Origin of the sequence: Bradyrhizobium liaoningense (genome assembly GCF_018130825.1) — a bacterium.
GTDB classification, from domain to species: domain Bacteria; phylum Pseudomonadota; class Alphaproteobacteria; order Rhizobiales; family Xanthobacteraceae; genus Bradyrhizobium; species Bradyrhizobium liaoningense_B.
Window position 1 is genome coordinate 925,370 of record NZ_JAFCJS010000002.1, and the last position, 26,063, is coordinate 951,432.

The 26,063-nt window shown below is 64.5% G+C and carries 17 protein-coding genes; 11 read left to right on the top strand and 6 right to left on the bottom strand.

From position 1 onward, the window contains the following. Window positions 1-33 precede the first annotated feature (33 nt). Together JQ603_RS12790 and JQ603_RS12795 are read left to right on the top strand one after the other, a co-directional pair. Window positions 34-246, top strand: a complete 213-nt coding sequence (locus JQ603_RS12790) for a hypothetical protein (protein ID WP_433996638.1) — start codon at window positions 34-36, stop codon at window positions 244-246. Then, a complete protein-coding gene (locus JQ603_RS12795; RefSeq protein WP_212339811.1) occupies window positions 243-683 on the top strand; it encodes a DUF1801 domain-containing protein in 441 nt (146 codons plus the stop codon). The genes JQ603_RS12790 and JQ603_RS12795 overlap by 4 nt, the downstream gene beginning before the upstream one ends. 205 nt (window positions 684-888) lie before the next feature. Here JQ603_RS12795 and JQ603_RS12800 read toward each other — a convergent pair whose 3' ends face one another. The 4 genes from JQ603_RS12800 to JQ603_RS12815 form a co-directional block, all read right to left on the bottom strand. Continuing rightward, a complete protein-coding gene (locus JQ603_RS12800; protein ID WP_212339812.1) occupies window positions 889-2,427 on the bottom strand; it encodes a SpoVR family protein in 1,539 nt (512 codons plus the stop codon). Further along, window positions 2,424-3,701 (bottom strand): YeaH/YhbH family protein, encoded by a 1,278-nt coding sequence (locus JQ603_RS12805; protein WP_212339994.1) that lies wholly within the window; start codon window positions 3,699-3,701, stop codon window positions 2,424-2,426. The genes JQ603_RS12800 and JQ603_RS12805 overlap by 4 nt, the downstream gene beginning before the upstream one ends. 19 nt (window positions 3,702-3,720) lie before the next feature. Beyond that, window positions 3,721-5,664 (bottom strand): PrkA family serine protein kinase, encoded by a 1,944-nt coding sequence (locus tag JQ603_RS12810; protein WP_212339813.1) that lies wholly within the window; start codon window positions 5,662-5,664, stop codon window positions 3,721-3,723. Between the two features lie 300 nt (window positions 5,665-5,964). Beyond that, window positions 5,965-6,672 carry an STM3941 family protein gene (locus tag JQ603_RS12815; protein WP_212339814.1) on the bottom strand — a complete coding sequence of 236 codons (708 nt, stop codon included), beginning with the start codon at window positions 6,670-6,672 and terminating at the stop codon, window positions 5,965-5,967. Window positions 6,673-6,963: 291 nt separating this feature from the next. Between JQ603_RS12815 and JQ603_RS12820 the strand changes: the two genes are divergently transcribed. From JQ603_RS12820 to JQ603_RS12845, 6 genes are read left to right on the top strand one after another with little or no spacing between them, the layout of a single operon-like run. Next, entirely contained in the window at window positions 6,964-9,813 is a 2,850-nt protein-coding gene (locus tag JQ603_RS12820; RefSeq protein ID WP_212339815.1) for a bifunctional transaldolase/phosoglucose isomerase, read from the top strand. Between the two features lie 13 nt (window positions 9,814-9,826). Next, window positions 9,827-10,825, top strand: coding sequence for a phosphogluconate dehydrogenase (NAD(+)-dependent, decarboxylating) (gene gnd, locus JQ603_RS12825; protein ID WP_212339816.1), 999 nt, complete (start codon window positions 9,827-9,829; stop codon window positions 10,823-10,825). Between the two features lie 40 nt (window positions 10,826-10,865). Further along, window positions 10,866-12,377 carry a glucose-6-phosphate dehydrogenase gene (gene zwf, locus JQ603_RS12830; RefSeq protein ID WP_212339817.1) on the top strand — a complete coding sequence of 504 codons (1,512 nt, stop codon included), beginning with the start codon at window positions 10,866-10,868 and terminating at the stop codon, window positions 12,375-12,377. Next, entirely contained in the window at window positions 12,374-13,123 is a 750-nt protein-coding gene (gene pgl / locus JQ603_RS12835; protein WP_212339818.1) for a 6-phosphogluconolactonase, read from the top strand. The genes zwf and pgl overlap by 4 nt, the downstream gene beginning before the upstream one ends. Then, window positions 13,110-13,652 (top strand): gluconokinase, encoded by a 543-nt coding sequence (locus JQ603_RS12840; protein ID WP_212339819.1) that lies wholly within the window; start codon window positions 13,110-13,112, stop codon window positions 13,650-13,652. Before pgl ends, JQ603_RS12840 begins: the two co-directional genes overlap by 14 nt. Further along, window positions 13,649-14,461, top strand: a complete 813-nt coding sequence (locus JQ603_RS12845) for an HAD family hydrolase (RefSeq protein ID WP_212339820.1) — start codon at window positions 13,649-13,651, stop codon at window positions 14,459-14,461. The genes JQ603_RS12840 and JQ603_RS12845 overlap by 4 nt, the downstream gene beginning before the upstream one ends. A 214-nt stretch (window positions 14,462-14,675) precedes the next feature. Here the strand turns inward: JQ603_RS12845 and JQ603_RS12850 are convergent, their stop codons facing one another. Beyond that, window positions 14,676-16,475 (bottom strand): glycoside hydrolase family 15 protein, encoded by a 1,800-nt coding sequence (locus JQ603_RS12850; protein WP_212339821.1) that lies wholly within the window; start codon window positions 16,473-16,475, stop codon window positions 14,676-14,678. A 29-nt stretch (window positions 16,476-16,504) separates the two neighbouring features. Further along, window positions 16,505-18,466 (bottom strand): 4-alpha-glucanotransferase, encoded by a 1,962-nt coding sequence (gene malQ / locus JQ603_RS12855; protein WP_212339822.1) that lies wholly within the window; start codon window positions 18,464-18,466, stop codon window positions 16,505-16,507. 204 nt (window positions 18,467-18,670) lie between these two features. Here malQ and JQ603_RS12860 point away from each other — a divergent pair, with 204 nt between their 5' ends. Genes JQ603_RS12860 through glgB form a run of 3 tightly spaced genes read left to right on the top strand, consistent with a single transcriptional unit; the run spans window position 18,671 to window position 26,062 of the window. Continuing rightward, window positions 18,671-20,617 (top strand): maltotransferase domain-containing protein, encoded by a 1,947-nt coding sequence (locus JQ603_RS12860; RefSeq protein WP_212339823.1) that lies wholly within the window; start codon window positions 18,671-18,673, stop codon window positions 20,615-20,617. 11 nt (window positions 20,618-20,628) lie between these two features. Continuing rightward, entirely contained in the window at window positions 20,629-23,922 is a 3,294-nt protein-coding gene (gene treS, locus JQ603_RS12865) for a maltose alpha-D-glucosyltransferase (RefSeq protein ID WP_212339824.1), read from the top strand. Continuing rightward, window positions 23,915-26,062: a 1,4-alpha-glucan branching protein GlgB gene (gene glgB, locus JQ603_RS12870; protein WP_212339825.1), complete on the top strand. Its 2,148-nt coding sequence runs from the start codon at window positions 23,915-23,917 to the stop codon at window positions 26,060-26,062. The genes treS and glgB overlap by 8 nt, the downstream gene beginning before the upstream one ends. Window position 26,063: the final 1 nt, after the last annotated feature.

Sequence of the window (26,063 nt, forward strand, 5' to 3'; positions counted from 1 at the left end):
TCATCTCAAGAGGAGGTTTTCTTGACCGGGAATATGTGGGTTCGCCAGATCCATCGCTGGCTGTCCATCGCCTTCACGCTCGCCGTCACCGCGAACATCGTCGCCATGACCATGCAGCTCGATGCCGCCTGGATCGGCTTCCTGGCGCTCGTTCCGCTGATCCCGCTGCTCGCGACCGGGCTGTATCTGTTCGCGCTGCCTTATCTTGGCCGGCGCGGCGGCGCGCACAGCGAGGCGAGGTCATGAAGAAGGCCGTGGCGGCGAAGAAGAGCAGCGCGAAGGACGCGGACGGCGCTTCGCCTTCCAGGCTGATCGACGGCAGGATCAGGGAGCTCGGCGACTGGCGCGGCGAAATGCTCGCGCGGGTCCGCGGCCTGATCAAGCAGGCCGATCCTGACGTCGTCGAGGAATGGAAATGGCGCGGCGTTCCCGTTTGGGAGCACGACGGCATCATCTGCACCGGCGAAACCTACAAGGCTGTGGTGAAACTGACCTTCGCCAGGGGCGCGGCGCTGGACGATCCGGCGGGCCTGTTCAATTCCAGCCTCGACGGCAATGTGCGCCGCGCGATCGATATTCGCGAGGGCGAGAAGATCGACGAGAAGGCGTTGAAGGCGCTGATCCGCGCGGCGGTGGAGCTGAATGCGTCGAAGAAGAAGCCGGCGAAGAAGCGGCCGGCGTAGAACGTTCTTGGTGGCTGGTGCAAGCGCCTCGTCCTTCGAGACGACCGCTTCGCGGTCTCCTCAGGATGAGGCTCAGCATCCCCGCGTGTTGAAATCGCCGCCGCACATTCCGCCCTCATCCTGAGGGCCCGCCGAAGGCGGGCGTCTCGAAGGATGGCTGCAGGAAAGCGTCCCGCCGCGTCGATGCAGAACCTACCGTCCGCCCTCAGGCCACCGCCGCCGGAATCGGGCGCGGGCTGACGACGTATTCGCGCAAAACCTTGTCGTTGGCGTCGACCTCGATCAGCGCGACGTCGTAGGTCCAGAGATCGGCCAGGTGCTGCAGCACGCGCTTGGCGTCGGTCTCGTTGAGCTGCGAGCCCTTGATCACGTGGTGATGCAGGATCAGCCGGCGGTCGCCGGAGAGATCGACGTCGACCACCTCGATATTGGCGTCGATGTAGCCGACGTCGTGCTGCCGCGCCAATTCGCGCCGCACGCGGCGGAAGCCGCGCTCGTCGTGGATGGCATCGACGCGGATGCCGGCGCGCTCCTCGGGATCGTCATGGAGATGGAACATGCGGAAGTGCCGCATCAGCCTGGGGCTCAGGAACTGGCCGATGAAGCTCTCGTCGCGGTAATTGGCCCAGACGTCGCGCAGCACGCCCATCACGTCGTTCCTGCCGGCGATGTCGGGGAACCATTCGCGGTCCTCGTCTTCCGGATTGGTGACGATGCGCTCGATGTCCTGCATCACGGCGAAGCCGAGCGCATAGGGGTTGAAGCCCGAGAAGCGCGGATCGTCGAATTCGGGCTGGAACACCACGTTGGTGTGCGAGCCCAGGAATTCGAGGAAGTTGCCGTCGGTGATGCGGCCCTGCTGATGCAACTTGGTCATGATGCGATAGTGGACGTAGGTGGCCGTCCCCTCGTTCATCACCTTGGTCTGACTCTGCGGATAGAAATATTGCGCGATGTGGCGGACGATGCGCAAGAGCTCGCGCTGCCATGGCGCCAGCCGCGGCGCGCTCTTCTCGAGGAAATAGAGCAGGTTTTCCTGCGGCAGCCCGAGCAGCTTGCGGCGCCGCTCGATGCTGAGCGTCGAACGGCTCTTGCTCTTGCCGGCCGGCACGGTGCGCCAGAGATCGTTGAAGACCTCTTCCTCGTGCTGGCGGCGGCGCCCTGCCCGCTTCTCCTCGGCGCGCAGGTCCAGCTTCTTCTTGCCGGGATAGCGGTCGATGCCGTGCGACATCAGCGCATGCGCGGCGTCGAGCGTGCGCTCGACCTCGGTGCGGCCGTAGCGCTCCTCGCATTGCATGACGTAGTTCTTGGCGAAGTCGAGATAGTCCAGGATGCCGTCGGCGTCGGTCCACTGCTTGAACAGATAATTGTTCTTGAAGAAGTGGTTGTGGCCGAAGGCGGCGTGCGCGATCACCAGCGTCTGCATCGTCGCCGTGTTCTCCTCCATCAGGTAGGAGATGCAGGGCGAGGAGTTGATCACGATCTCATAGGCGAGGCCCATCAGGCCCTTGCGATAGGAGGCCTCGTGAAACGCGAAATGCTTGCCGAAGGACCAGTGCTTGTAGAACAGCGGCATGCCGACCGACGAGTAGGCGTCCAGCATCTGCTCGGCGGTGATGACCTCGATCTGGTTCGGATAGACGTCGAGCCCGAGATCCTTCAACGCCACCTCCTCGCAGGCGTCGGTGATGCGCTGCAAGGTATGGAAGTCCCAATCCGCGCCTTCGAACAATCGTGCCGTCATGGAGCGGCTTTCTCCTGAGCAGTTTCGCGGCGCTGGAACAAATCGTGGAACACCGGGAAGATCTCGCTGCGCTCGGAGACCTTGCGCATCGAGAGCGGTGCGCCGCTGTTGCGCAGGCGCTCGTAAAGGGTCCAGAGCGAGGAGTCGGAAAGATCGAAGGCGCTGCCGCCTGACTCCCCGACCTCGAGATAGGCGAAGAACTGGCAGACCGGCAGGATCTTGTCGGTCAGCAGCAGTCCGGTGAGCTCGCCGTCGGAATAGGAATTGTCACCGTCGGAGGCCTGCGCGGCGTAGATGTTCCAGTCCGACGGATTGAAGCGCTCGCGCACGATCTCGTGCATCGCCTGCAGCGCGCTGGAGACCAGCGTGCCGCCCGAGGCCGGACCGTAGAAGAAGGTCTGCTCGTCCACCTCCTCGGCGCGGTCGGTGTGGCGGATGAAGACGATCTCGACATGCTTGTAACGGCGCTTCAGGAACACGTAGAGCAGCATGTAGAAGCGCTTGGCGAGGTCCTTCATGTGCTCGGACATCGAGCCGGAGACGTCCATCAGGCAGAACATCACGGCCTGCGCGACCGGCCGCGGCACCGTCTCGAAACGGCGGTAGCGGATGTCGAGCGGATCGATGAAGGGAATGCGCTTGGATTTCGCTTTCAGCGCTTCGAGCTGGGCGATGAGCTCGGTACGCTCGTCCTCGTCCGTACAGGCGGCGATTGCGGCTTCCAGCTCCTCGATCTCCTCCTTGCGGGGACGCTTGAGCGCGATGCGGCGCGCCAGCGCGAGCTTCACGGTTCGGCTCACCGAGATGTTGGCGGGCGAGCCCGACGTGGTGTAGCCGGCGCGCTGAATGCCCTCGCTCTCGGTCTGCGCGATCTTGCGCTTGGCGAGATCCGGCAGTTCGAGGTCGTCGAGGAAGAGATCGACGAACTCGTCGCGGGACAGCACGAAGCGGAAGGCGTCCTCGCTGTCGCCTTCGCCCGGACCGGAATCCTTGGCGCTGCCCTGGCCGGAGCGCTGCAGATAGTCGCCCTCGATGAACTTCTTGTTCCCGGGCAGCACCATGTCGCGCGTTCCGCCTTCGCGGCGGAAACGCGGCTCGTGCATCCCGTCCAGCGGGATCGTGACCTCACCACCCTCCAGGACGTCCTTGATGTCGCGTTCCTGCGAGGTCTTCTTGACGGCGCCCTGCACCAGGGATTTGGCCCGACGCAAGAACCGCTGACGGTTCTCAAGACTCTTGCCGCCTGGATTCAGGCGCCTGTCAATAATGTGAATCGGCACTTTTTCATCCGCCTCAACCGGCCTGCTTCACACGCATGTACCATTCGACGAGCCGGCGAACCTGACGCTCGGTGTAGCCGCGCTCCACCATGCGTGCGACGAACTCGCCGTGCTTCTTCTCCGTCTCGCCGTCCTTCTTCGACCCGAAGGAGATGACCGGAAGCAGGTCCTCGACCTGGGAGAATATCCGCTTTTCGATCACGTCGCGAATCTTCTCGTAGGAGGTCCAGGTCGGATTCTTGCCACTGTTCTGAGCCCTGGCCCGTAACGAGAACTTGACCACCTCGTTCCGGAAATCCTTCGGATTGGCGATGCCGGCCGGCTTCTCGATCTTGGTCAATTCCTGGTTCAAAAGCTCGCGATCGAGCAACTGGCCGGTGTCGGGATCCTTGAAGTCCTGATCCTCGATCCAGGCGTCGGCGTAGTCGACGTAGCGGTCGAACAGGTTCTGACCGTAATCCGAGTAGGATTCGAGATAAGCCTTCTGGATCTCGTTGCCGATGAACTCGGCATAGCGCGGCGCCAGCTCCGCCTTGATGAACTCCAGGTAACGTTTCTCGGTTTCCTCCGGCAGCTGCTCGCGGCGGATCGACTGCTCCAGCGCGTACATCAGGTGCACGGCATCGGCGGCGACCTCCTGCGGATCATGGTTGAAGGTCGCAGCCAGGATCTTGAAGGCAAAGCGCGTGGACACGCCGTCCATGCCTTCGTCGACACCGGCGGCATCCCGGTATTCCTGGACGCTTCGTGCCTTGGGATCGGATTCCTTCAGGCTTTCGCCGTCGTAGACCCGCATCTTGCCGAACAGCGTGGAATTCTCGTGCTTGCGCAGGCGCGACATCACCGAGAACCGAGCCATCGTTTCCAGTGTCGACGGCGCGCACGGCGCGGACGCGAGCTCGGAGCCCTGGATCAGCTTCTCGTAGATCTTCTGCTCTTCGGCGACCCGCAGGCAGTAAGGCACCTTGATCACGCAAATGCGGTCGATGAAGGCTTCGTTGTTCTTGTTGGCCTTGAAGCTCGCCCACTCCGCCTCGTTGGAGTGCGCCAGGATCACGCCGGTGAACGGGATCGCGCCGATGTTCTCGGTGCCGATGTAATTGCCCTCCTGCGTTGCGGTGAGCAGCGGGTGCAGCATCTTGATCGGCGCCTTGAACATCTCGACGAATTCGAGGATGCCCTGGTTGGCGCGATTGAGGCCTCCCGAATAGCTGTAGGCGTCGGGATCGTTCTGCGCGTAGGTCTCGAGCTTGCGGATGTCGACCTTGCCGACCAGCGACGAGATGTCCTGGTTGTTCTCGTCACCCGGCTCGGTCTTGGAGACCGCGATCTGACGCAGTCGCGACGGCTGGATCTTGGCGACGCGGAATTGCGAGATATCGCCGCCGAAGGCTTCCAGCCGCTTGTAGCACCACGGGCTCATCAGGCCGGTGAGACGGCGGCGCGGAATGCCGTATTTCTCCTCCAGCATCGGTCCGAGATGATCGGGATCGAACAGGCTGAGCGGGCTTTCGAACACGGGCGAGAGTTCATCGCCGGCCTTGAGCACGTAGATCGGCTGCACTTCCATCAGCGACTTCAGCCGCTCGGCGAGCGAGGATTTGCCGCCGCCCACGGGGCCGAGCAGATAGAGGATCTGCTTGCGCTCCTCCAAGCCCTGCGCCGCGTGGCGGAAGAACCCGACGATGCGCTCGATGGTTTCTTCCATGCCGTAGAAGCCGGCGAAGGCCGGATAGGTGCGGATGGTGCGGTTCAAAAAAATACGGCCAAGGCGTGGGTCCTTGGCCGTGTCAATCGTCTGCGGATCACCGATTGCTGCTAGCAGTCGTTCGGCCGCGTTCGCGTATTTCATGGGATCGCTTCGACACGATTCCAGATATTCCGCCATCGACATGTCGTGCTGGCTTCTCGCCTCGAACGACCGAGCGAAAGCGTTGAATAGAGAATCGTTATACATGATCCCTCTCCGCGTGAGTTCCGCTACAAGCTGAAACGAAAGCAGTTACTGGACCGTTCCTCAGGCCGCTTCTCGAATCAGCGTGAGCACATGACAGTCATTGGACACCCGGGGGCCGACTCGACGCAACGCACAACGTAGGCAACCGGGTGAGTTACGAACAGGCACCTGCCTGTTATTTATGCGAATCTATGTATATCTTCGCTCATTTCCAGAAAATGTCACTCGGCCGCCACATCCGGGCATTACCGGGGATCAGCTCATCCGGCGGTGCAGCATAGTCGCCAGCCGGCGGCAGCTTTATGACGCTTGTACGGCCAAGCCTTGTGCACCTGAGCCTTGTGCACCTGAGCCTTGTGCACCCGCGTCTTGCGTGCCTTGATCGCGGTCTCGCCGCAATGCGGTGTGTGCATCGCTGGCGGCATGGCACTCGCGGCAAGCGCGCAGCAATGTATCAAAATCGGTCGCCAGTCCCTCGGTGGAAATGACGATCCGATCGTCCTGCGCGCCGCGCGACGCTGCCCGGCTCCTGCCGCGAATACAGCAGAGCTGCCGCTGCAATGCCGGCGTCGGCGTCAGCACGATCATCCTGTGCCCGCGGCGCTCCTCGGTCGAAATCTCCGCGATCGACTCCCACAGCAGAAATTCATTGCCGATGCGGAGATCGCGGATGCCGTAGGGGGTGACGATCACCACCGGCCCACGTTCGCCGGGAAGCAGCCAGATCAGCCAGCCGGTGATCAGGCCGAACACCGCGACGCCGGTATAGCCGACCGTCGTGTCGTAGTCGCCGAGGCTGTCCCACCAGTCGAAGGCAAGGCTCGCGCTGAACAGCATCATCGCGAAACCCGCCGCGACCAGCAGCCGCGAACGCGTTGCGCATTGGTTGATTTCGAGATCGTGTGGCGCATCGACGCGCACGGTCGGCGCGACCGACTGCGGGCTGTCGGAGACGGCGGACGGAGAGCCGTCAGGATGCAGGTGCATGCTTTCCCCCAGCATGGCCATTCGCGACCGAGCCACAAAGTATCCGGCGGATCGGAATCCACTGAAGACCGGCTGTGCAGCGGCCGACAGACGCTACGCAACGAGACCTCGGCCGAAACTTTCCCGGCCAACGACTTTTTACGCAACACAGCCACTGCCGCCTGGATCGCCATGATCGCGACGGAGTTACACTAGAGGTATGACTCCCACACGCTTGATTGGTTCCCTCCCGGGAGCATGTAAGCTAGAGGATAGCGCGTCAGGACCGGCGCGGAAACCCCTCGCCCGCAGGCTTGGAGATAAATAAGCACCATGAATCCCGTCAAAGAACTGGAAAAGCACGGACAGGCCGTCTGGCTGGACTTCCTGGCCCGCGGCTTCATCGCCAAGGGCGACCTGAAGCGGCTGATCGACACCGATGGCGTCAAGGGCGTCACCTCGAACCCGTCGATCTTCGAGAAGGCGATCGGCAGCTCGGACGAATATGACGCCCCGATCGGCAAGGCGCTGAAGCGCGGCGACCGGACCGTGGCCGACCTGTTCGAAGCCGTCGCGGTCGAGGACATCCAGAATGCCGCCGACGTGCTGCGCCCGGTCTATGACCGCCTCAAGGGCGGCGACGGCTATGTCAGCCTCGAGGTATCGCCCTATCTGGCGATGGACACCGCCGGCACGGTGGCCGAGGCGCGGCGTCTGTGGAAGGACGTTGGCCGCAAGAACCTGATGGTGAAGGTGCCGGCGACGCCGGAAGGCCTTCCGGCGATCGAGACGCTGATCGGCGACGGCATCAGCATCAACATCACGCTGCTGTTCTCCAAGGCCGTCTACCTCCAGGTGGCGGAGGCCTATATCGCGGGCCTGGAAAAATATGTCGCAGGCGGCGGCGACCCCTCGCATGTCGCAAGCGTTGCGAGCTTCTTCGTCAGCCGCATCGACAGCGTCGTCGACAAGCAGCTCGATGAGAAGATCGCGCGCGCCAATGACCCATCCGAAAAGGAGAGGCTTGCCGCCCTCAAGGGCAAGGTCGCAATCGCCAACGCCAAGGTCGCCTATCAGGATTACAAGCGCCTGTTCGCAGGTCCCCGCTGGGAGAAGCTCGCCGCCAAGGGCGCCAAGCCGCAGCGCATGCTGTGGGCGTCGACCGGCACCAAGAACAAGGACTACAGCGACGTCCTCTATGTCGAGGAGCTGATCGGCCCCGACACCATCAACACCGTGCCGCCGGCGACGCTGGATGCGTTCCGCGACCACGGCAAGCCGCGCGACAGCCTGGAAGAGAATGTCGAGGACGCAAGGCGCGTGCTGGAGGAGCTGGAGCGCTCGGGCATCTCGCTCGATGCGATCACCGAGGAGCTGGTCAAGGACGGCGTCAAGCTGTTTGCGGACGCCGCCGACAAGCTCTACGGCGCGGTCGCGCACAAGCGCGCCACCGTGCTCGGGCCGGCGCTCGACCGCCAGCAGCTATCGCTCGGCGACGGGCTCGGCAAGGCCGTGGCCAAGAGCACCGAGGAATGGCGTGCCTCGGCAAAAATCCGCAGGCTCTGGCAGCGCGACAAGTCGGTCTGGACCGGCACCGACGAGGACAAATGGCTCGGCTGGCTCGACAGCGCGGCCAAGGCCGATGTCGCCGACTACGAGGATTATGCGGGCCGCGTGAAGGGCCAGAAATTCTCCGACGCCGTCGTGCTCGGCATGGGCGGATCGAGCCTCGGACCCGAGGTACTGGCCGAGACCTTTGGCAAGAAGCCCGGCTTCCCCAAGCTGCACGTGCTTGACTCCACCGATCCCGCGCAGGTGCGGGCGATGGAGGGGAAGATCGACATCGCCAACACCGTGTTCATCGTCTCCAGCAAGTCCGGCGGCACCACCGAGCCGAACGCGATGAAGGATTATTTCCATGAGCGCGTCGCGCAGGCGGTCGGCTCCAAGGTGAAGACCGGCCATCGCTTCATCGCGGTGACCGATCCCGGATCGTCGCTGGAGAAGGCGGCGAAGACGCTGAACTATGCCCGCATCTTCCATGGCGAGCCCTCGATCGGCGGGCGCTACTCGGTGCTCTCGCCGTTCGGGCTGGTGCCGGCGGCGACCGCCGGCATCGACGTCAAGACCTTCGTCAGGCACGCGCTCTCCATGGCCCGCTCCTGCGGACCGGACGTGCCGCCGTCCGAAAACCCGGGCGTGCAGCTCGGCCTTGCCATGGGGCTTGCCGCGCTCGAAGGCCGCGACAAGGTGACGATCCTGTCGTCGAAGAAGATCGCCGATTTCGGTGCCTGGGCCGAGCAGCTGATCGCGGAATCGACCGGCAAGGAGGGCAAGGGCCTGATCCCGATCGACGGCGAGCCGCTCGGCGATCCCTCGGTCTACGGCAATGACCGTTTCTTCATCGACATCCGCATCGAGGGCGAAGCCGACGCCGCACACGACTCCCAGCTTGCCGCAATCGAAGCGGCCGGCCATCCCGTCGTGCGCATCGCGATGAAGTCGATCGACCATCTCGGCCAGGAGTTCTTCCGCTTCGAGATGGCGACGGCGGTGGCGGGCTCGATCCTCGGCATCAACCCGTTCGACCAGCCCGACGTCGAAGCGGCCAAGATCAAGACCCGCGAGCTCACGGCCTCGTTCGAGAAGACCGGCGCGCTGCCGGACGAACAGCCCGTGGTCAGCACGGTCGAGGCCGATCTCTACACCGACGAGGCCAACGCCACGGCGCTACGCGCTGCCGGCGCCAATGGCGACCTCACCTCCTGGCTGAAGGCGCACCTCTCGCGCTCAGGCGATGGCGATTACGTTGCCCTGCTCGGCTACATCGCGCGCGACAAGGCCACCATCGATGCCCTCCAGGCGATGCGGCTCGAGGTGCGCGAGAAGCGGCATGTCGCGACCTGCGCCGAGTTCGGCCCGCGCTTCCTGCACTCCACGGGCCAGGCCTACAAGGGCGGGCCCGACAGCGGCGTGTTCCTCCAGATCACCGCTGACGACGCCAAGGACCTGTCCGTGCCGGGCCAGAAGGCGAGCTTCGGCGTGATCAAGGCGGCACAGGCGCGGGGCGATTTCGACGTGCTCACCGAACGCGGGCGGCGCGCGCTGCGTGTCCACCTGAAGGGCGGGCTCAAGAAAGGTCTCGCCGCGCTCAATGCTGCGCTCAACGACGCACTGAATTAAGGGAATCTCTCACATGCAACTCGGCATGATCGGCCTCGGCCGGATGGGCGGCAACATCGTTCGCCGCTTGATGCGCCAGGGACATTCGACCGTGGTCTACGACAAGGACACCAAGGCCGTCGCGGGCCTTGCCGCAGACGGCGCGGTCGGCTCGGCGACACTCGAGGAATTCATCTCGAAGCTGGAGCGGCCGCGCACCGCCTGGGTGATGCTGCCGGCGGGCCACATCACCGAGACGACGATCGATACGATCGCAAAGGTGATGCAGGAAGGCGACGTCATCATCGACGGCGGCAACACCTTCTGGCAGGACGATGTCCGCCGCGGCAAGGCGCTGAAGGCGCGCGGCATCCACTATGTCGACGTCGGCACGTCGGGCGGCGTCTGGGGCCTCGACCGCGGCTATTGCATGATGATCGGCGGCGAGAAGGCCGTGGTCGACCGGCTCGATCCGATCTTTGCCGCGCTTGCGCCGGGCGCGGGTGACATTCCCCGCACCGAAGGACGCGAGGGGCGCGATCCCCGCATCGAGCAGGGCTATATCCATGCCGGCCCGGTCGGCGCCGGGCATTTCGTCAAGATGATCCACAACGGCATCGAATACGGCCTGATGCAGGCCTATGCCGAAGGCTTCGACATCCTCAAGAACGCCAATATCGACGCCCTGCCGGCGGATCATCGCTACGACTTCGATCTCGCCGACATCGCCGAAGTGTGGCGGCGCGGCAGCGTGATTCCGTCCTGGTTGCTCGATCTCACCTCGACCGCCCTCGCCGACAGCCCGCAGCTGGCGGAATATTCGGGCTTCGTGGAGGATTCCGGCGAAGGACGCTGGACCGTGAATGCTGCGATCGACGAGGCCGTGCCGGCCGAAGTCCTGACCGCGGCGCTCTACACACGTTTCCGTTCCCGCAAGGAACACACCTTCGCCGAAAAAATTCTTTCCGCGATGCGCGCGGGTTTCGGCGGCCACAAGGAGCCGAAGCAGCCGGGCGCTTCGAAACCCAAATAGAAGCCTGAGTAACAAGTAGACAAGCGAAGGCCGACAATTCGTGACAAAAGACCCGCAAGCCAAGCGCAAGCCGGAAAATTGCGCCTTCGTCATCTTCGGTGTCACCGGCGACCTTACCCATCGCCTGGTGATGCCGTCGCTCTACAACCTCGCGGCCGAGCACCTGTTGCCGGAAAAATTCTGCGTCGTCGGCGTGGCCCGCAGGGGCCAGTCGGATGACGAGCTGCGCGACAGCCTGCTGAAGGGCCTGCGGCAATTCGCGACCCGGCCCGTGGACGACGACATCGCCAAGAAGCTGCTGGAATGCGTGACCTTCGTCGAGGCCGATCCGAAGGATCCGCCTTCCTTTGATCGCCTGCGCGAGCATCTGGATTCACTGGAATGCGCGCAGGAGACCGGCGGCAACCGGCTGTTCTATCTGGCGACCCCGCCGGCTGCGTTTGCGCCGACCGCGCGCGAGCTCGGCCGCACCGGCATGATGAAGGAGAACGGCGCCTGGCGGCGGCTCGTGATCGAAAAGCCGTTCGGCACCGACCTCGCATCGGCCAAGGCGCTGAATGGCGAGCTGCTGAAGATCATGGACGAGCACCAGATCTACCGGATCGATCATTATCTCGGCAAGGAGACGGTGCAGAACATCCTGGTGCTGCGCTTTGCCAACGGCATGTTCGAACCGATCTGGAATCGCAACCATATCGACCACATCCAGATCACGGTGGAGGAAAAGCTCGGCGTCGGCCATCGCGGCGGCTTCTATGATGCCACCGGCGCGCTGCGCGACATGGTGCCGAACCATCTGTTCCAGCTGATGTCGCTGGTGGCGATGGAGCCCCCTGCGCGTTTCGACGCACATTCCGTGCGCTCCGAGAAGGCCGACGTGCTCACATCGATCCAGCAGCCGAGCCGGGAAGAGGCGCTGAAGAATTCGGTGCGCGCGCAATATCTCGCCGGCCGCAGCGGCGACGACGCGATCACGGACTATCGCAAGACCGAGGACGTCAAGTCCGACAGCACCACCGAGACCTTCGTCGCGCTGAAGCTGATGATCGACAATTGGCGCTGGGCCGGCGTCCCCTTTTACCTGCGCACCGGTAAGGCGCTGGGTCACAAACGCACCGAGGTCGCGATCAAGTTCAAGCAGGCGCCGCTGTCGATGTTCTCAGGCACGGACGTCGACCGCCTGTCGCAGAATTTCCTCACCATCGGCATCGCGCCGACCGAGACCATCGAGCTGCAGTTCAACGCCAAGATCCCGGGGCCGAGCATCACCATCGACGGCGTCGAGATGAAGTTCCGCTACGGCGACTATTTCCGTGCCGATCCGTCGACCGGCTACGAGACGCTGATCTACGACTGCATGATCGGCGACAACATCCTGTTCCAGCGCGCCGACGGCATCGAGGCCGGCTGGCAGGCTGTGCAGCCGTTCCTGGACGCGTGGAAAAGTGCCGGCACCAACGGCATCGAGACCTATGAAGCGGGCAGCGACGGCCCGAAATGCGCCGACGAACTGCTCCGGCGCGACGGGCGAAGCTGGCGGAAATACTCGTGATTGCGGCCGAACAGCCGAAACTGATCGTCGCGGCGGATGCCGAGGCGCTGGCGCAGGCCGCAGCCGAACGGGTGATGGCGCGGATCGGCGCAAATCCCGGGCGCATCGCGATCTGCCTCACCGGCGGCTCGAGCCCGAAGAAGCTCTATCAATTGCTCGGCAGCGATGCCTGGCGCGGCAAGATCCCGTGGGACCGCGTGCACTGGTTCATCGGCGACGAGCGGTTCGTGCCTGACAGCGATCCCCTCAACAACATGGCGGTGGCGCGGGCGGCATTTCTCGATCGCAGCGCGCCTGCCGGCCATATCCATCCGATCCCGAGCACGACTGAAAATCCCGATGCCGGTGCGGGAGCCTATGCGCGCGAGCTGCAGGCTTTCTACGGCGCAGACCGGCTCGATCCGGCGCGGCCGCTGTTCGACCTCGTCCTGATGGGCGCAGGACCGGACGGCCACACCGCCTCGCTGTTTCCCGGCTTTCCCGAGATCGAAGAGACCGGGCGCTGGGTCATCGGCGTCCCCAAGGCCAATGTCGCGCCGTTCGTGCCGCGGGTCTCGCTCACCCTGCCCGCTCTGGCCTCCTGCCGCGAAATGCTGTTCGAGATTGCCGGGCACGACAAGCAGCCGATCTTGACGCGCCTCCTCAATGGCGAGAATCTGCCGGCCTTACGCGCGCGCTCGAATGGTGAGACCGTCTGGCTGGTCGACAGGGCCGCGCTTCCGGAGGAAATTCGTGGGCCGCGTTGAAGCACCTTGTGCGTTGATCGTGATGGGCGTGTCGGGTTCGGGCAAGAGCACGGTTGCGGCGGCGCTCGGCGAGCGGCTCGGCTGGCGCTTCGAGGACGGCGACAGCTTTCATCCCGCCAGCAATGTCGAGAAGATGCGGGCCGGCCATCCCCTCACCGACGGGGACCGCTGGCCCTGGCTCAATGCCATCGCCGACGAGATCGAGCGGGTTTGCGGACGCAGCGAGCATGTCATCATCGCCTGCTCGGCGTTGAAGCACACCTATCGCGACGTGCTGCTGCGCGGACGCAGTGACGTCCGCTTCGTGTTCCTGAAGGGCACGAAGGAGCTGATCGCCGAGCGGCTCGCGCAGCGCAAGGGCCATTTCATGCCGCCCGGGCTGCTGACGAGCCAGTTCGACACGTTGGAGCCGCCGGAAACGGACGAGCACGTCATCACCGTCTCGATCGACGAGACCGTCGAGGCGATCGTGGACGGCATCGTGCGGCAATTGAAGCTGGGCGGGGCAATACCCAAGGTTCTGCCATGACTCCCATCTCACTCGTGATCTCCGACGTCGACGGCACGCTGCTGACCAAGGACAAGACGCTGACCGAACGTGCGCGAAGCGCAGTGCAGCGGCTGCACCAGGCCGGCATCGGCTTCACCATCACCTCCAGCCGTCCCGCGATCGGCATGCGCTTCCTGATCGAGCCGCTGGCGCTGTGGCTGCCGGTCGGCCCGTTCAACGGCTCCTCGATCGTCGATCCCGAGATGCGACCGGTCGAGCAGCACCTGATTCCGCCGGGCGCCGCCGAGCGGTCCTTGCAAATCCTCCGCGACTTCGGCGCAGACATCTGGCTGTTCACTGCCGACAAATGGCTGATCGACAATCCCAGCGGCAAATACGTCGCGCATGAGCAGCACACGATCCGCTCCGACCCGACCATCATCACTGATTTCTCGCCGTATCTCGCCAGCGCCTGCAAGATCGTCGGCGCCAGCGCCGACGCCGCCGGGCTTGCCGCGTGCGAGAAGGCGATGCAGGAGGCGCTCGGCAGCGAGGCCACCGCGGTGCGCTCGCAGACCTATTATCTCGACATCACCCCGCCCGGCTTCAACAAGGGCACGTTCGTCGAGTTTATGGCCAAGCGCCTGGGCATCTCGACCGACGCGGTCGCCACCATCGGCGACATGCAGAACGACCTCGCGATGTTCCGCGTCAGCGGCACCTCCATCGCCATGGGCAACGCCACCGACAACGTCAAGGACGAGGCGACCCACGTCACAGGGAGCAACGAGCAGGACGGTTTTGCCGAGGCGATGGAGATGATCTTGAAGCGGAACGGGGTTGGCTGACGTCTGATGAGATGAGACTCCGCTGGCGCCGCGGTGGCGGTATGTTCCCTCCCCCCTTGCGGGGGAGGGTTAGGGAGAGGGGTAGCCCAGGCAAAGGTGTTGGTGTTGATGATGCACCAGGAGCCAGTGCGCGACGGATAGAATCCCCGCGTGGCACCCCTCTCCCTGCCCCTCCCCCGCAAGGGGGGAGGGAACGGAGAGAGCGCTGCCACCCTTACTTCGACCGCTGCATCGCCGGCTTTTCGCTCTTCTGCCTTGCCGCCGAGAGGTTATGCGCCGTGTTGATCAGCGCGATGTGGGTCAGCGCCTGCGGGAAATTGCCGGTTTGGCGGCGGGCGACGGAGTCGTATTCCTCGGCGAGTAGCCCGACATCGTTAGCGATGCCGACCACGCGATCGAACAAGACTTGCGCCTTGTCGAGATCGCCCGCCAGCACATAGGCATCGGCGAGCCACAGGCTGCAGGCGAGGAACGCGCCTTCGAGCGGCGGCTGGCCCGCGGGCAGTTCGCGCGGATCGTGCCGCAGCACGAAGCCGTCGCGCATCAAGCATTTCTCGACCGCGGCGATGGTGCCGCGGATGCGCGGGTCTTCGGCCGGCAGGAAGCCGACCGCCGGCAGCAGCAGCACGCTGGCATCGAGCAGCTTCGAGCCGTAGGACTCGACGAAAGCGTTCTCCTCGGCGTCAAAACCGTTGTTGCAGACGTCGCGATGAATGGCTTCGCGCAAGGCGCGCCAATGCAGCAGCGGCGCCTTGAAGCCGAAGGCCTCGGCGCTCTTGATGCCGCGATCGAAGGCGACCCAGGTCATGACCTTCGAGAACACGTAGTGCCGGGGTTGCCCGCGCCGCTCCCAGATGCCGTGATCGGGCCGGTCCCAGACCTCGGCGAGATGGTGGAGCACGTTGCATTCCAGCGCCCAGCTTTCCTCGTCGAGCTTCAGCTTGGCCATGCGCGACTGGTGGAAGGCGTCGATCAGCTCGCCATAGACGTCGAGCTGGAGCTGCGCATGCGCGGCGTTGCCGACGCGCACAGGCTTGGCGCCCTCATAACCGGCGAGCCAGCCCGCCTCCCATTCCAGGAGCCGCCGCTGGCCCCAGATGCCGTACATGATCTGCATGTTGGACGGCGAGCCGGCGGCCGCACGCAGCAGCCAATTGTGCCAGGCCGAGGCTTCCTCGGTGTAGCCCGAGTTCATCAGCGCCAGCAGCGTGAATGTGGCATCGCGCAGCCAGCAGAAGCGGTAGTCCCAATTCCTGCTGCCGCCGAGCTTCTCCGGCAGCGACGTGGTCGGCGCCGCGACGATACCGCCGGTGGGGCCGAAGGTGAGCGCCTTCAGCGTGATCAGCGAGCGCACGATCAGATCGTGATAATCGCCATCGCGGGTGCATTGGCGGCACCAGTCCTGCCAGAAATTCTCGGTCTCCTGAAGCGCGAGCTCCGGGTCGATCGGCGCGGGCGGATCGAGATGCGAGGGGCCGTAGGTCAGCACGAAGGGGATGGTCTCGCCCGCCCTCACCTCGAAGTCGGACACCGTGGTCAGATCCTCGCCGCGGGTCTCGACCGGCGTGCGCAGCACCGTCATGTCCTGGCCGCAAATCGCGAGCAGGGAATGATTGATCCGTCGCACCCAGGGAATATCCACGCCGAAGCCGAAGCGGATGACGAGCTCCATCCGCATCTCGACCTTCCCGCTGACGCCGCGGACCAGGCGCACGATGTCGGACGCCTTGCCGCGCGGCGGCATGAAATCGATCAGCGCGACGGTGCCGCTCTTCGTCTCGAATTGCGTTTCCAGGATGAGCGTATTGCCGAGATAGCGGCGCGAGATGCCCCTCACCTCCCCGCTTGGCGCGACCAGCCAGCGGCCGTTCCTGTGCGTGCCGAGGATCGCGGCAAAGCAGGCGTCGGAATCGAACGCCGGCCAGCACAGCCAGTCGATCGAGCCGTTACGCCCGACCAGCGCCGCGGTCTCGCAGTCGCCGATCAGCGCATAGTCCTCGATCTTTTGCGTCAATGTCGTACGAGCCTGGGAAGCCCCGGCCTTCAACTCCCGCCGGTCAATGATCGTTCCCGCGTCGCGGCCTTCAAAGCCGCGAGATCGACCTTGGCCGCGATCTTGTCGAGCGCGACAGGAAGCCGCTGGCGCCAGTTCGGATGCTCGTCGATCGTGCCGGGAATGTTGGGCTGGTCGATCACGCCGAGCAGATCCTCCATGGACACCGCGAGCAGGCGCGAGGGCGTGCGCGACAGGAAGGCGAGCACCGAATAGAGGTCGTTGGCGCCGATGCCGTTCTGGCGCAGTATCTCGTCGAGCGCGCCGAGCGCGTCCCAGCGCGCCTGGTCGTCCTCGCCGGGATCGAGCCCGAGCGAGCGCTTCATCTTGAGATCGCTGAAGGAGCGCCAGCCCGCATAGGTGCACAAATCATGCGTGTTCAGCGTCACCAGCGCGTTGGGCCGGTAGTGGTCGATATTGCGGAAATGGCCGGCATCGTCGCGCTCGAACATCATGACGAGGTAGGACCAGATGCCGAAATCCTGCATGGTCTCGCGAAAACCTTCCGGCACGGTGCCGAGGTCCTCGCCGATCACGATGCATTTGTGGGCTGCGCTCTCGCGCACCACCGCGGCGAGCAGCGCTTCGAACGGCATCTGCACATAGGCGCCGTTGTCGGGCCTGAAGCCGCGCGGCACCAGATAAAGCCGCTTCAGCCCGAGCACGTGATCGAGCCTGATGGCGCCGGCATGGCGCATCGACGCCGCCAGCATGTCGGCGAACGGCACGAAGGACTGCGCCTCGAGACCGCCGGCGTTGAAGCCGGCGAGGCCCCAGTCCTGGCCGACGGTGTTGAGCACGTCCGGCGGAGCGCCGACGGCGAGGTGGCGGGAAATCGCGGTCTGCTCGTTCCAGGCATCGAAGCCGTTGGACTGCACGCCGACGGCGACGTCGAGATAGAGCCCGACGCGCATGCCGAGCTGGCCGGCCAGCTCCTTGGCGGCATGCAACTGGCTGTCGGCCGTCCATTGCACGAATTCGACGAACTCGACCTCGCGCCTGTCCGGCCCGTTGCGCAGCTCGGCGCATTTGGCTGCGTCCGGCTGTTGCCATTCGGACGGCCATTCCCACCACGGCCGGTTGAAGCGATGCCGCAGCACCTCGAAGCAGGCAAAGCGGGACAACAGCGGCGCGCGGGCGGCGCGGAAGGCGTCGAACGCCTTGCGGCGCGCCGCGCTCGCGCTCGTCACGAAGCTGTTGAAGGCCGCGCGCAAGGCCAGCCATTTCAGCGCCGCCATGTCGGCATAGGGCACGCGGTCGCCTTCGCGCAGCCGCGCGGCGGTTACGGCCGCATCGGGGACGAGATCGGCGGAAAATTCCGGGATCGCCTCGACGTCGATATAGAGCGGATTGAGAAACAGCCGGCTGTTCGGCGAATAGGGGCTGCAATCGGCCGGCTGGTCGTCGAACAGCACGTGGAGCGGATTGAGGCCGACGCCGTCGGCGCCGAGTTGCTTGGCGAGCCGGACGAGACCTGCGAGATCGGTGAAATCGCCGATGCCCCAATTGCGGTCGGAGCGGACGCTGTAGAGCTGCACGGCGAGCAGCCAGCCGCGGTCGAAATCGCCGCCGAAGGCGCGCTCGGGCGCCACGATCATCGGCACGTCTTCGCTCGCGCCACCGGCATCCGTCAGTGTCAGGCGGTGATAGCCGAGCGGCAGGCCGGCGGGCCAGGCAATGACAGGCTCGCGCGTCTCGCCTTGCGCGATCACATTACCGTTGCCGGAGATCTTCCATTGCAGCGGCGGCGTTCCCGTTGCCGCCAGTTCGGTGCGCGGATGCCCCAGGGCGCGCACCACGACAGGCCCGCTGACGAAGCGGTAGACCCGCTTCTCCGGCAGGGCATCGAGGATGGATTTGAGCGCCTCGGGCGCGGTGACCCGCAGCTTGCCCAGGGCGTCGATGAATTCGGACTGAACGCCCTTGATCCGGGCTTGAGCTAAAAGATCCATTCGGCACGCAGCTTGCAGGCCATCGTTTGGCCAAGGGCAGGGATTTTAACGAGGTCGCGGAAGAGGTTAGTCAGGGGTAACTCGCAAACTGCGCTTGCCGTTCCCCAGGGAACCAATGACACACAAGCGGCTTTCTATAATGGTACCAAGCGTAGGTTCCCGACAAGGGAAACGGGCTCCTGCTTTCTTGTCAATGGCATCACCGTGAACAAGACAATTCAAACTGTCGAAAGTGCCGCAGCCGGCAGCGCTTTCCTCATCGAAGACGTCTATCCCTTGATCGACGGCGGCCGTTTCGCCGTGAAGCGGATCGCGGGCGAACGGGTCGAGGTCTGGGCCGACATCTACCGCGATGGCAACGCCGTGATCGCCGCCGCGCTGATCTGGCGCCGCGAGCAGGACCGCGAATGGCGGAGCGAGCCGATGACCCCTCACGGCAATGACCGCTGGTCCGGCGCGTTCACGCCCGTTGAGCCCGGCCAATATGTCTACGCAATCGAAGCCTGGACCGACGAGTTCGCGACCTGGTCGCACGCGATCGCGCGCAAGCGGCGCACCGGGGCCGATGTCAGCCTCGATGCGATCGAGGGCGCGGGACTGCTGACCAAGGCGCATGGCGCGCGGCAGGACGCCGCAGCGATCATCATCAAGCGATGCGAGGATTATCTCCAGACCGGCGACGTCGCTTCGCTGCTGGCAGCCGAGCTCGGCAAAGCCATGGCCGAGAGCCAGTCGCGGCCCGACCTGACGCGCTCGCCGCTGTTCCCGCTGATCATCGACCGCGACAAGGCGCGCTTCAGCGCCTGGTACCAGATGATGCCGCGCAGCCAGAGCGACATTCCCGGCCGGCACGGCACGCTCCGCGACTGCATTGCACGCGTGCCTGATATCGCCGCAATGGGCTTTGACGTGCTCTACTTCACGCCGATCCACCCGATCGGCCACACACACCGCAAGGGCCGCAACGACGCGCCGGTGGCGAGCGAGGGCGATCCCGGCTCGCCCTATGCGATCGGCTCCACCGAGGGCGGGCACGATGCGCTGCATCCCGAGCTTGGCACGATCGAGGATTTCCGTGCGCTGGTCGCCACCTGTCTCGAATACGGGCTCGAGCTTGCGCTGGACTTCGCGGTGCAGTGCTCGCCGGACCATCCCTGGCTGACCCAGCATCCGGAATGGTTCAAATGGCGGCCGGACCGCTCGGTGCGAGCAGCGGATGGCCCCTATTCGGACATCGTCATCCCCGACTTCGGCTGCGTCGATCGCGCCGGGCTGTGGAACGCTTTTCGCGACGCCTTGCTGTTCTGGATCGACCATGGCGTCACCATCTTCGCCATCGACAATCACGACACCGCGCCGCTTCCGTTCTGGGAATGGCTGATCGGCGACATCCGCCGCCGGCATCCCGAGGTGATCCTGTTCTCCAAGACCTATACGCGACCGAAGCTGATGAAGGGCCTCGCCAAGCTCGGCTTCGCGCAGTCCTTCAGCTATTTCCCCTGGCGCACTTTGAGGTGGGAGCTGGAACAGTATCTGGGCGAGCTGACGCGTTATCCCGAGCGGGACTTCTATCGGGCGAACCTGTTCGTCAACACCGCCGACCTCTTGCCCTATCATCTCCAGAGCGGCGAAGCCTGGGTATTCAAATCGCGGCTCGCGCTGGCCGCGACGCTGTCGGGCAATTACGGGATCTTCGGCGGCTTCGAGCTGCTGGAGCACGAGGCGGTCCCAGGACGCGAGGAATATCTCGATTCCGAGAAGTACCGGATCAAGCAGCGCGACTGGAACACGCCCGGCAACATCAAGCCCTACATTGCCGCGCTCAACCGCATCCGCAACGAAAACGCGGCACTTCAGCAGACCGCAAACTTGCGGTTCCTCAACGTCGAGGACGGCGAGACGATCGCCTTTGCCAAGGAGGCGGCCGATCCCGCGAACACCGTCGTCGTCGTGATTGCGCTCTCGCGCCATGCGCGCGAATTCTGGCTGCCGCTCGGCGACGTCACCGTTGACGCCGATGGACGGCGACACCATGTGACGGCACTCGAAAACCTCCTCACCGGCGAACAGTCCCGCATCGAGTGGGGCGGGGTCAGGTTGCGTATCGATCCCGACCGCGATCCGGCGCTCTTGTTCCGCTGCCTGGCGTAAGGGGTCACGCCATGAATGTTCTGTCTTCCGTCGACACCAAGAAAGTTGAGGCTGCCGAGATCGTGGATGAGCTCTGGTACAAGGACGCCATTATCTATCAGCTCCACGTCAAGGCCTTTGCCGACAGCAACCATGACGGCATCGGCGATTTTGCCGGGCTGACCGAGAAGCTGCCCTATCTGCAGGAGCTCGGCGTCACCGCGCTGTGGCTGCTGCCGTTCTACCCCTCGCCCGGCCGCGACGACGGCTACGACATCGCCGACTACGGCTCGGTCAATCCCGATTTCGGGACGATGAAGGATTTCAAGCGCTTCATCCAGGAAGCGCAGAAGCGAGGTTTGCGCGTCATCACCGAGCTCGTTGTCAACCACACCTCGGACCAGCACAAATGGTTCAAGCGCGCGCGCCGCAGCCATCCCGGTTCGAGCGCCCGCAACTGGTATGTCTGGAGCGACACCGACCAGAAATACCAGGGCACGCGCATCATCTTCACCGACACGGAGAAGTCGAACTGGACCTGGGATCACGAGGCCGGCGCCTTCTACTGGCACCGCTTCTTCTCGCACCAGCCGGATCTCAATTTCGACAATCCGCGCGTGGTCAGCGCGCTCATCCAGGTGATGAAGCGCTGGCTGGACGCCGGGGTCGACGGCTTCCGCCTCGACGCCATTCCCTATCTCTGCGAGCGCGAGGGCACCTCGAACGAGAACCTTCCCGAGACGCATGCGATCATCAAGCGCCTGCGCCAGGAACTCGACGCCTATTCCAAAGGAAAGCTGCTGCTGGCCGAAGCCAATCAATGGCCGGAGGACGTGCAGGAATATTTCGGCCGTGGCGACGAATGCCACATGGCCTATCACTTCCCGCTGATGCCGCGCATCTACATGGCGATCGCGCAGGAGGACCGCTTCCCGATCACCGACATCCTGCGCCAGACGCCGGACATTCCGGCGAGCTGCCAATGGGCGCTGTTCCTGCGCAACCATGACGAGCTGACGCTGGAGATGGTCACCGACGTCGAACGCGACTATCTCTGGACCACCTACGCCAACGATCCGCGGGCCCGCATCAATGTCGGCATCCGACGGCGCCTCGCGCCGCTGATGGACAACGACCGCCGCAAGATCGAGCTGATGAACTCGCTGCTGCTGTCCTTCCCGGGAACGCCGATCATCTATTACGGCGACGAGATCGGGATGGGCGACAACATCTATCTCGGCGACCGCAACGGCGTGCGCACGCCGATGCAATGGAGCCCGGACCGCAACGGCGGCTTCTCGCGCTGCGACCCCGCCCGTCTCTACGCGCCGCTGATCATGGATCCGGTCTACGGCTATGAATCGGTGAACGTGGAGGCGCAGTCGCGCAGCCTGTCGTCGCTGCTCAGCGCGACCAAGCGGCTGATCTCGGTGCGCAAGTCGACGCTCGCCTTTGGCCGCGGCACCATGACCTTCATCCGTCCGGCCAATCGCGCCGTGCTGGCCTATGTCCGGCAGTATCGCGACGAGGTGATCCTCTGCGTCGCCAATCTCTCTCGCGCCGCACAGGCGACCGAGCTCGATCTGTCGCCTTGGAAGGACCGCATCCCGCAGGAAATGCTCGGACGGACGCGTTTCCCGGCGATCGGCGAATTGCCCTACATGATCACGCTGGGGCCCTACGGCTTCTACTGGTTCCAGCTTCAGGAGCGCGACAAGTCCGAGCCGGTGGCGCCGCGCGCGGTGCCGGAGTTCGAGACCCTGGTCGTGCCGGTGAATTCGAACTGGGTCTCTCTCGCCCGCGAGCGCGGCGTGTTCGAACGCGACGTGCTGCCGGGATTTTTGGCAAGGACACGCTGGTATCCCGATCACAATCCCAAGCACATCAAGGCCACGCTCACCTCGGCGGTGCCGTTCAGCGATATCGGCGACAACAGACCCTGGATCGCGTTCTTCGAGACGACGCGGGACGACGTCACCACGCGCTACGTGATGCCGATGCAGATCGAGTGGGTGCGCTTCGACCGCGAACGCTTCAACCCGAAGGCACTCGCCGCCGTGCGCCAGGGCGCGCGCGAGGGTACGCTGCTCGACGTTGCGACTGAGCAGATCTTCATCGGACTTTTCCTGCGGGGTCTGTCGCAAAACCTGGTGGTGGACGAGAACAATCTGCGGCTGGAGTTCAAGGCCACCAGCCGGTTCGCCGATTACACCATCAAGGAGCCCCAGCGCATCCGCGCGATCGAGCAGTCGAACAGCACTGCACTGGTCGACAACCAATATGTCGCCAAGCTCTACCGCCGGCTCCAAAGCGGGACCAGTCCCGAGATCGAGATCGGCCACTACCTCACGGAAGTGGCCCGCTTCGCCAATACGCCGGCGCTGCTCGGCAGTGTCGAGCTGGTCGAGGACGATCGGCGCAGCACGCTCGGCGTGCTGCATGCCTTTGTCGAGAACCAGGGCGACGGCTGGACCGTGACCACCGGTTATCTCGATCGCTATATCGACGAGCAGCGGGTCTTGTCCGCGGGCGAGGCGCCCCGCGAGACCCAGGAGCAGGCGCCCTACCTGCACTTCATCGCGCAGATCGGCCGGCGGCTTGCCGAGCTGCATGTTGCCCTGGCCGCGGCAAAGCCGGACAATCTCGCTCCGGAGCCGATCGGCTCCGAACACGCCGAGCGCTGGGTCTCCGACCTCGAGACACGGGCCGAGCGCGTTTTCGAACACCTGGCCAACAGCCGCGACGGCCTGCGGGAGGCGGACCGGCCGCTGATCGACCAGCTCGGCGCAGCGCGCGCGGCCCTGCCCGACCACCTCAATGCACTATTGCCTTCCGGGATCGGCGGGTTGAACATCCGTCATCATGGCGACTTCCGCCTCGGGCAGACTCTGATCGTGAAGGACGACATCTTCATCATCGACTTCGACGGACATCCGCACCGGCCGCTGGCCGGCAAGCGGCGCAAGCTGCCTGCCGCGCGCGACGTCGCCGGTCTAATCCGCTCGATTGATCTTTCGGTTAACGTCGCCCTCACCCGAGCCCTCACGGGCGCCTCGGAGGAACAGGACCGGCTTGCCGCCGCGCTCGGCGAATGGCGCGAACGCGCCACCACGACGTTCCTGCACGCCTATCGCGAGGCCATGACCGACCGGCGGCTATGGCCGGAAAATCCGCAAGCCGCGGACGGCCTGTTAAGGTTTTTCCTGCTTGATCAAGCGTTCGACGACGTAGAGTACGAACTGTCCCACCGGCCCGAGGGGCTCCATGCGCCGCTGACCGGACTGCTTCGCATTCTGTCCAGTGCCGAGAGCGAAGCCCATGCCTAAACTGCCAGCGGAAGCCTACGCGATCATCGAGGGCCGCCACTCCGATCCCTTCCACTATCTCGGCCTGCATCCCGAGGGCGGCAAGAGCGTGGTGCGGGCCTTCCTGCCCGAGGCCTCCGATGTCGAGGCGGTCGGCGAGCATGGCGAGGTCGCGCCGCTCGACCGCGTTCATGACTCCGGCCTGTTCATCGGAGCCCTGCCCAACGGCTCGAAGCACTACCAGCTGCGCGCGAAATTCGGCAACCACGTCGTCGAGTTCGAGGATGCCTACCGCTTCCCGCCGATCCTGACCGATTTCGACCTCTATTTGCTCGGCGAGGGCACCCACCAGCGCCTCTACGACAAGCTCGGCGCGCATCCGATGCGGCTCGACGGCGTCGACGGCATCGGCTTCGTGGTGCTGGCGCCGAATGCGCGGCGCGTATCCGTGGTCGGCGATTTCAACTTCTGGGACGGGCGGCGTCATCCGATGCGGGTACGCGGCAGCGGGTACTGGGAGCTGTTCATCCCGCATGCGAAGATCGGCGATCACTACAAGTTCGAGATGATCGGCCCGCATGGCCATCTGCTGCCGCTGAAATCCGATCCGCTGGCGTTTGCAAGCGAGGTACGGCCGAAGACGGCCTCGATCGTGCTCGACGAGGCGCGTCTGCCGCGGCCGCGCTCCGCACCCGACGGCATCAACGCGCTGTCGGCGCCGATGTCGATCTACGAGGTCCATCTCGGCTCGTGGCGGCGCAAGGACAACAATGAATGGCTGACCTATCGCGAGCTCGCCGAGCAGCTGCCGGCCTATGCCCGCGACATGGGGTTCACGCATCTCGAATTCCTCCCCGTCAGCGAGCATCCGTTCGACGGCTCCTGGGGCTATCAGCCGACCGGCCTCTATGCCCCGACCAGCCGGTTCGGAAGCCCCGAGGATTTCGCCGCGCTGGTCGATGCCTGCCATCGCGAAGGCATCGGCGTGCTGCTCGACTGGGTGCCCGGCCATTTCCCCGACGATCCGCACGGGCTCGGCAGCTTTGACGGCACGGCGCTCTATGAACACGCCAACCCGCTCCAGGGCCGCCACCTCGACTGGGGCACGCTGATCTACAATTACGGCCGCACCGAAGTGACGAACTTCCTGGTGTCGAACGCGCTGTTCTGGATGGAACGCTACGCCATCGATGGACTGCGCGTCGATGCGGTGGCGTCGATGCTCTATCTCGACTACAGCCGGCCGCCCGGCGCGTGGATTCCGAACCAGTATGGCGGCCGCGAGAACATCGAGGCGATCGACTTCCTGCGCCGCTTCAACACGGAGGTCTTTGCCCGCTTCCCGCAGGCGACCACGGCCGCGGAAGAATCCACCGCATGGCCGCAGGTCTCGCGTCCGGTCGAATTCGGCGGGCTCGGCTTCGGCTACAAGTGGAACATGGGCTGGATGCACGACACGCTGAACTACATCAGCAAGGATCCGATCCACCGCAAGCATCATCACGGCGAGATCCTGTTCGGCCTGCACTATGCCTTCTCTGAAAACTTCATCCTGCCGCTGTCGCATGACGAGGTCGTGCACGGCAAACGCTCGATCCTGGGCCGCATGCCCGGCGACGAATGGCAGCGCTTTGCGAATTTGCGGGCCTATTACAGCTTCATGTTCGGCCACCCCGGCAAGAAGCTCCTGTTCATGGGCGCCGAGATCGCGCAGAGCCGCGAATGGAATCACGACCAGTCGCTCGACTGGCACCTGCTCGAGTACAAGGTCCATTCCGGCATCCAGGCGCTGATCCGCGACCTCAACCGGCTCTATCGCGCGGTGCCGGCGCTGCACCAGATGGATTGCGACCAGGCCGGCTTCGAATGGCTGATCACCGACGATGCCAACCGCAACGTGTTCGCCTGGCTGCGCAAGGGCTTTGACGAGCACGCGCGGTGCCTCGTCATCGTCAATTTCTCCCCCAACGTCTATCGCAACTACCGCGTCCCCGTGCCCCTGGCCGGCAAGTGGAAAGAGGCATTCAATTCCGACTCCGCCCATTACGGCGGCAGCAATGTCGGGAACATCGGCGAGGTCCAGACCGTTGACGGCAAGACGCCCGAGCTCCGCCTCACCATTCCGCCGCTCGCCGCGATCTTCCTCGTTCCGGAAAGCTGAC

Bases quoted from the DNA above. Each gene is read 5' to 3' on its own strand.
- JQ603_RS12790 (WP_433996638.1), top strand. From the start codon at position 34: ATGTGGGTTCGCCAGATCCATCGCTGGCTGTCCATCGCCTTCACGCTC.
- JQ603_RS12795 (WP_212339811.1), top strand. From the start codon at position 243: ATGAAGAAGGCCGTGGCGGCGAAGAAGAGCAGCGCGAAGGACGCGGAC.
- JQ603_RS12800 (WP_212339812.1), bottom strand. From the start codon at position 2,427: ATGACGGCACGATTGTTCGAAGGCGCGGATTGGGACTTCCATACCTTG.
- JQ603_RS12810 (WP_212339813.1), bottom strand. From the start codon at position 5,664: ATGTATAACGATTCTCTATTCAACGCTTTCGCTCGGTCGTTCGAGGCG.
- JQ603_RS12815 (WP_212339814.1), bottom strand. From the start codon at position 6,672: ATGGCCATGCTGGGGGAAAGCATGCACCTGCATCCTGACGGCTCTCCG.
- JQ603_RS12820 (WP_212339815.1), top strand. From the start codon at position 6,964: ATGAATCCCGTCAAAGAACTGGAAAAGCACGGACAGGCCGTCTGGCTG.
- gnd (WP_212339816.1), top strand. From the start codon at position 9,827: ATGCAACTCGGCATGATCGGCCTCGGCCGGATGGGCGGCAACATCGTT.
- JQ603_RS12845 (WP_212339820.1), top strand. From the start codon at position 13,649: ATGACTCCCATCTCACTCGTGATCTCCGACGTCGACGGCACGCTGCTG.
- malQ (WP_212339822.1), bottom strand. From the start codon at position 18,466: ATGGATCTTTTAGCTCAAGCCCGGATCAAGGGCGTTCAGTCCGAATTC.
- treS (WP_212339824.1), top strand. From the start codon at position 20,629: ATGAATGTTCTGTCTTCCGTCGACACCAAGAAAGTTGAGGCTGCCGAG.
- glgB (WP_212339825.1), top strand. From the start codon at position 23,915: ATGCCTAAACTGCCAGCGGAAGCCTACGCGATCATCGAGGGCCGCCAC.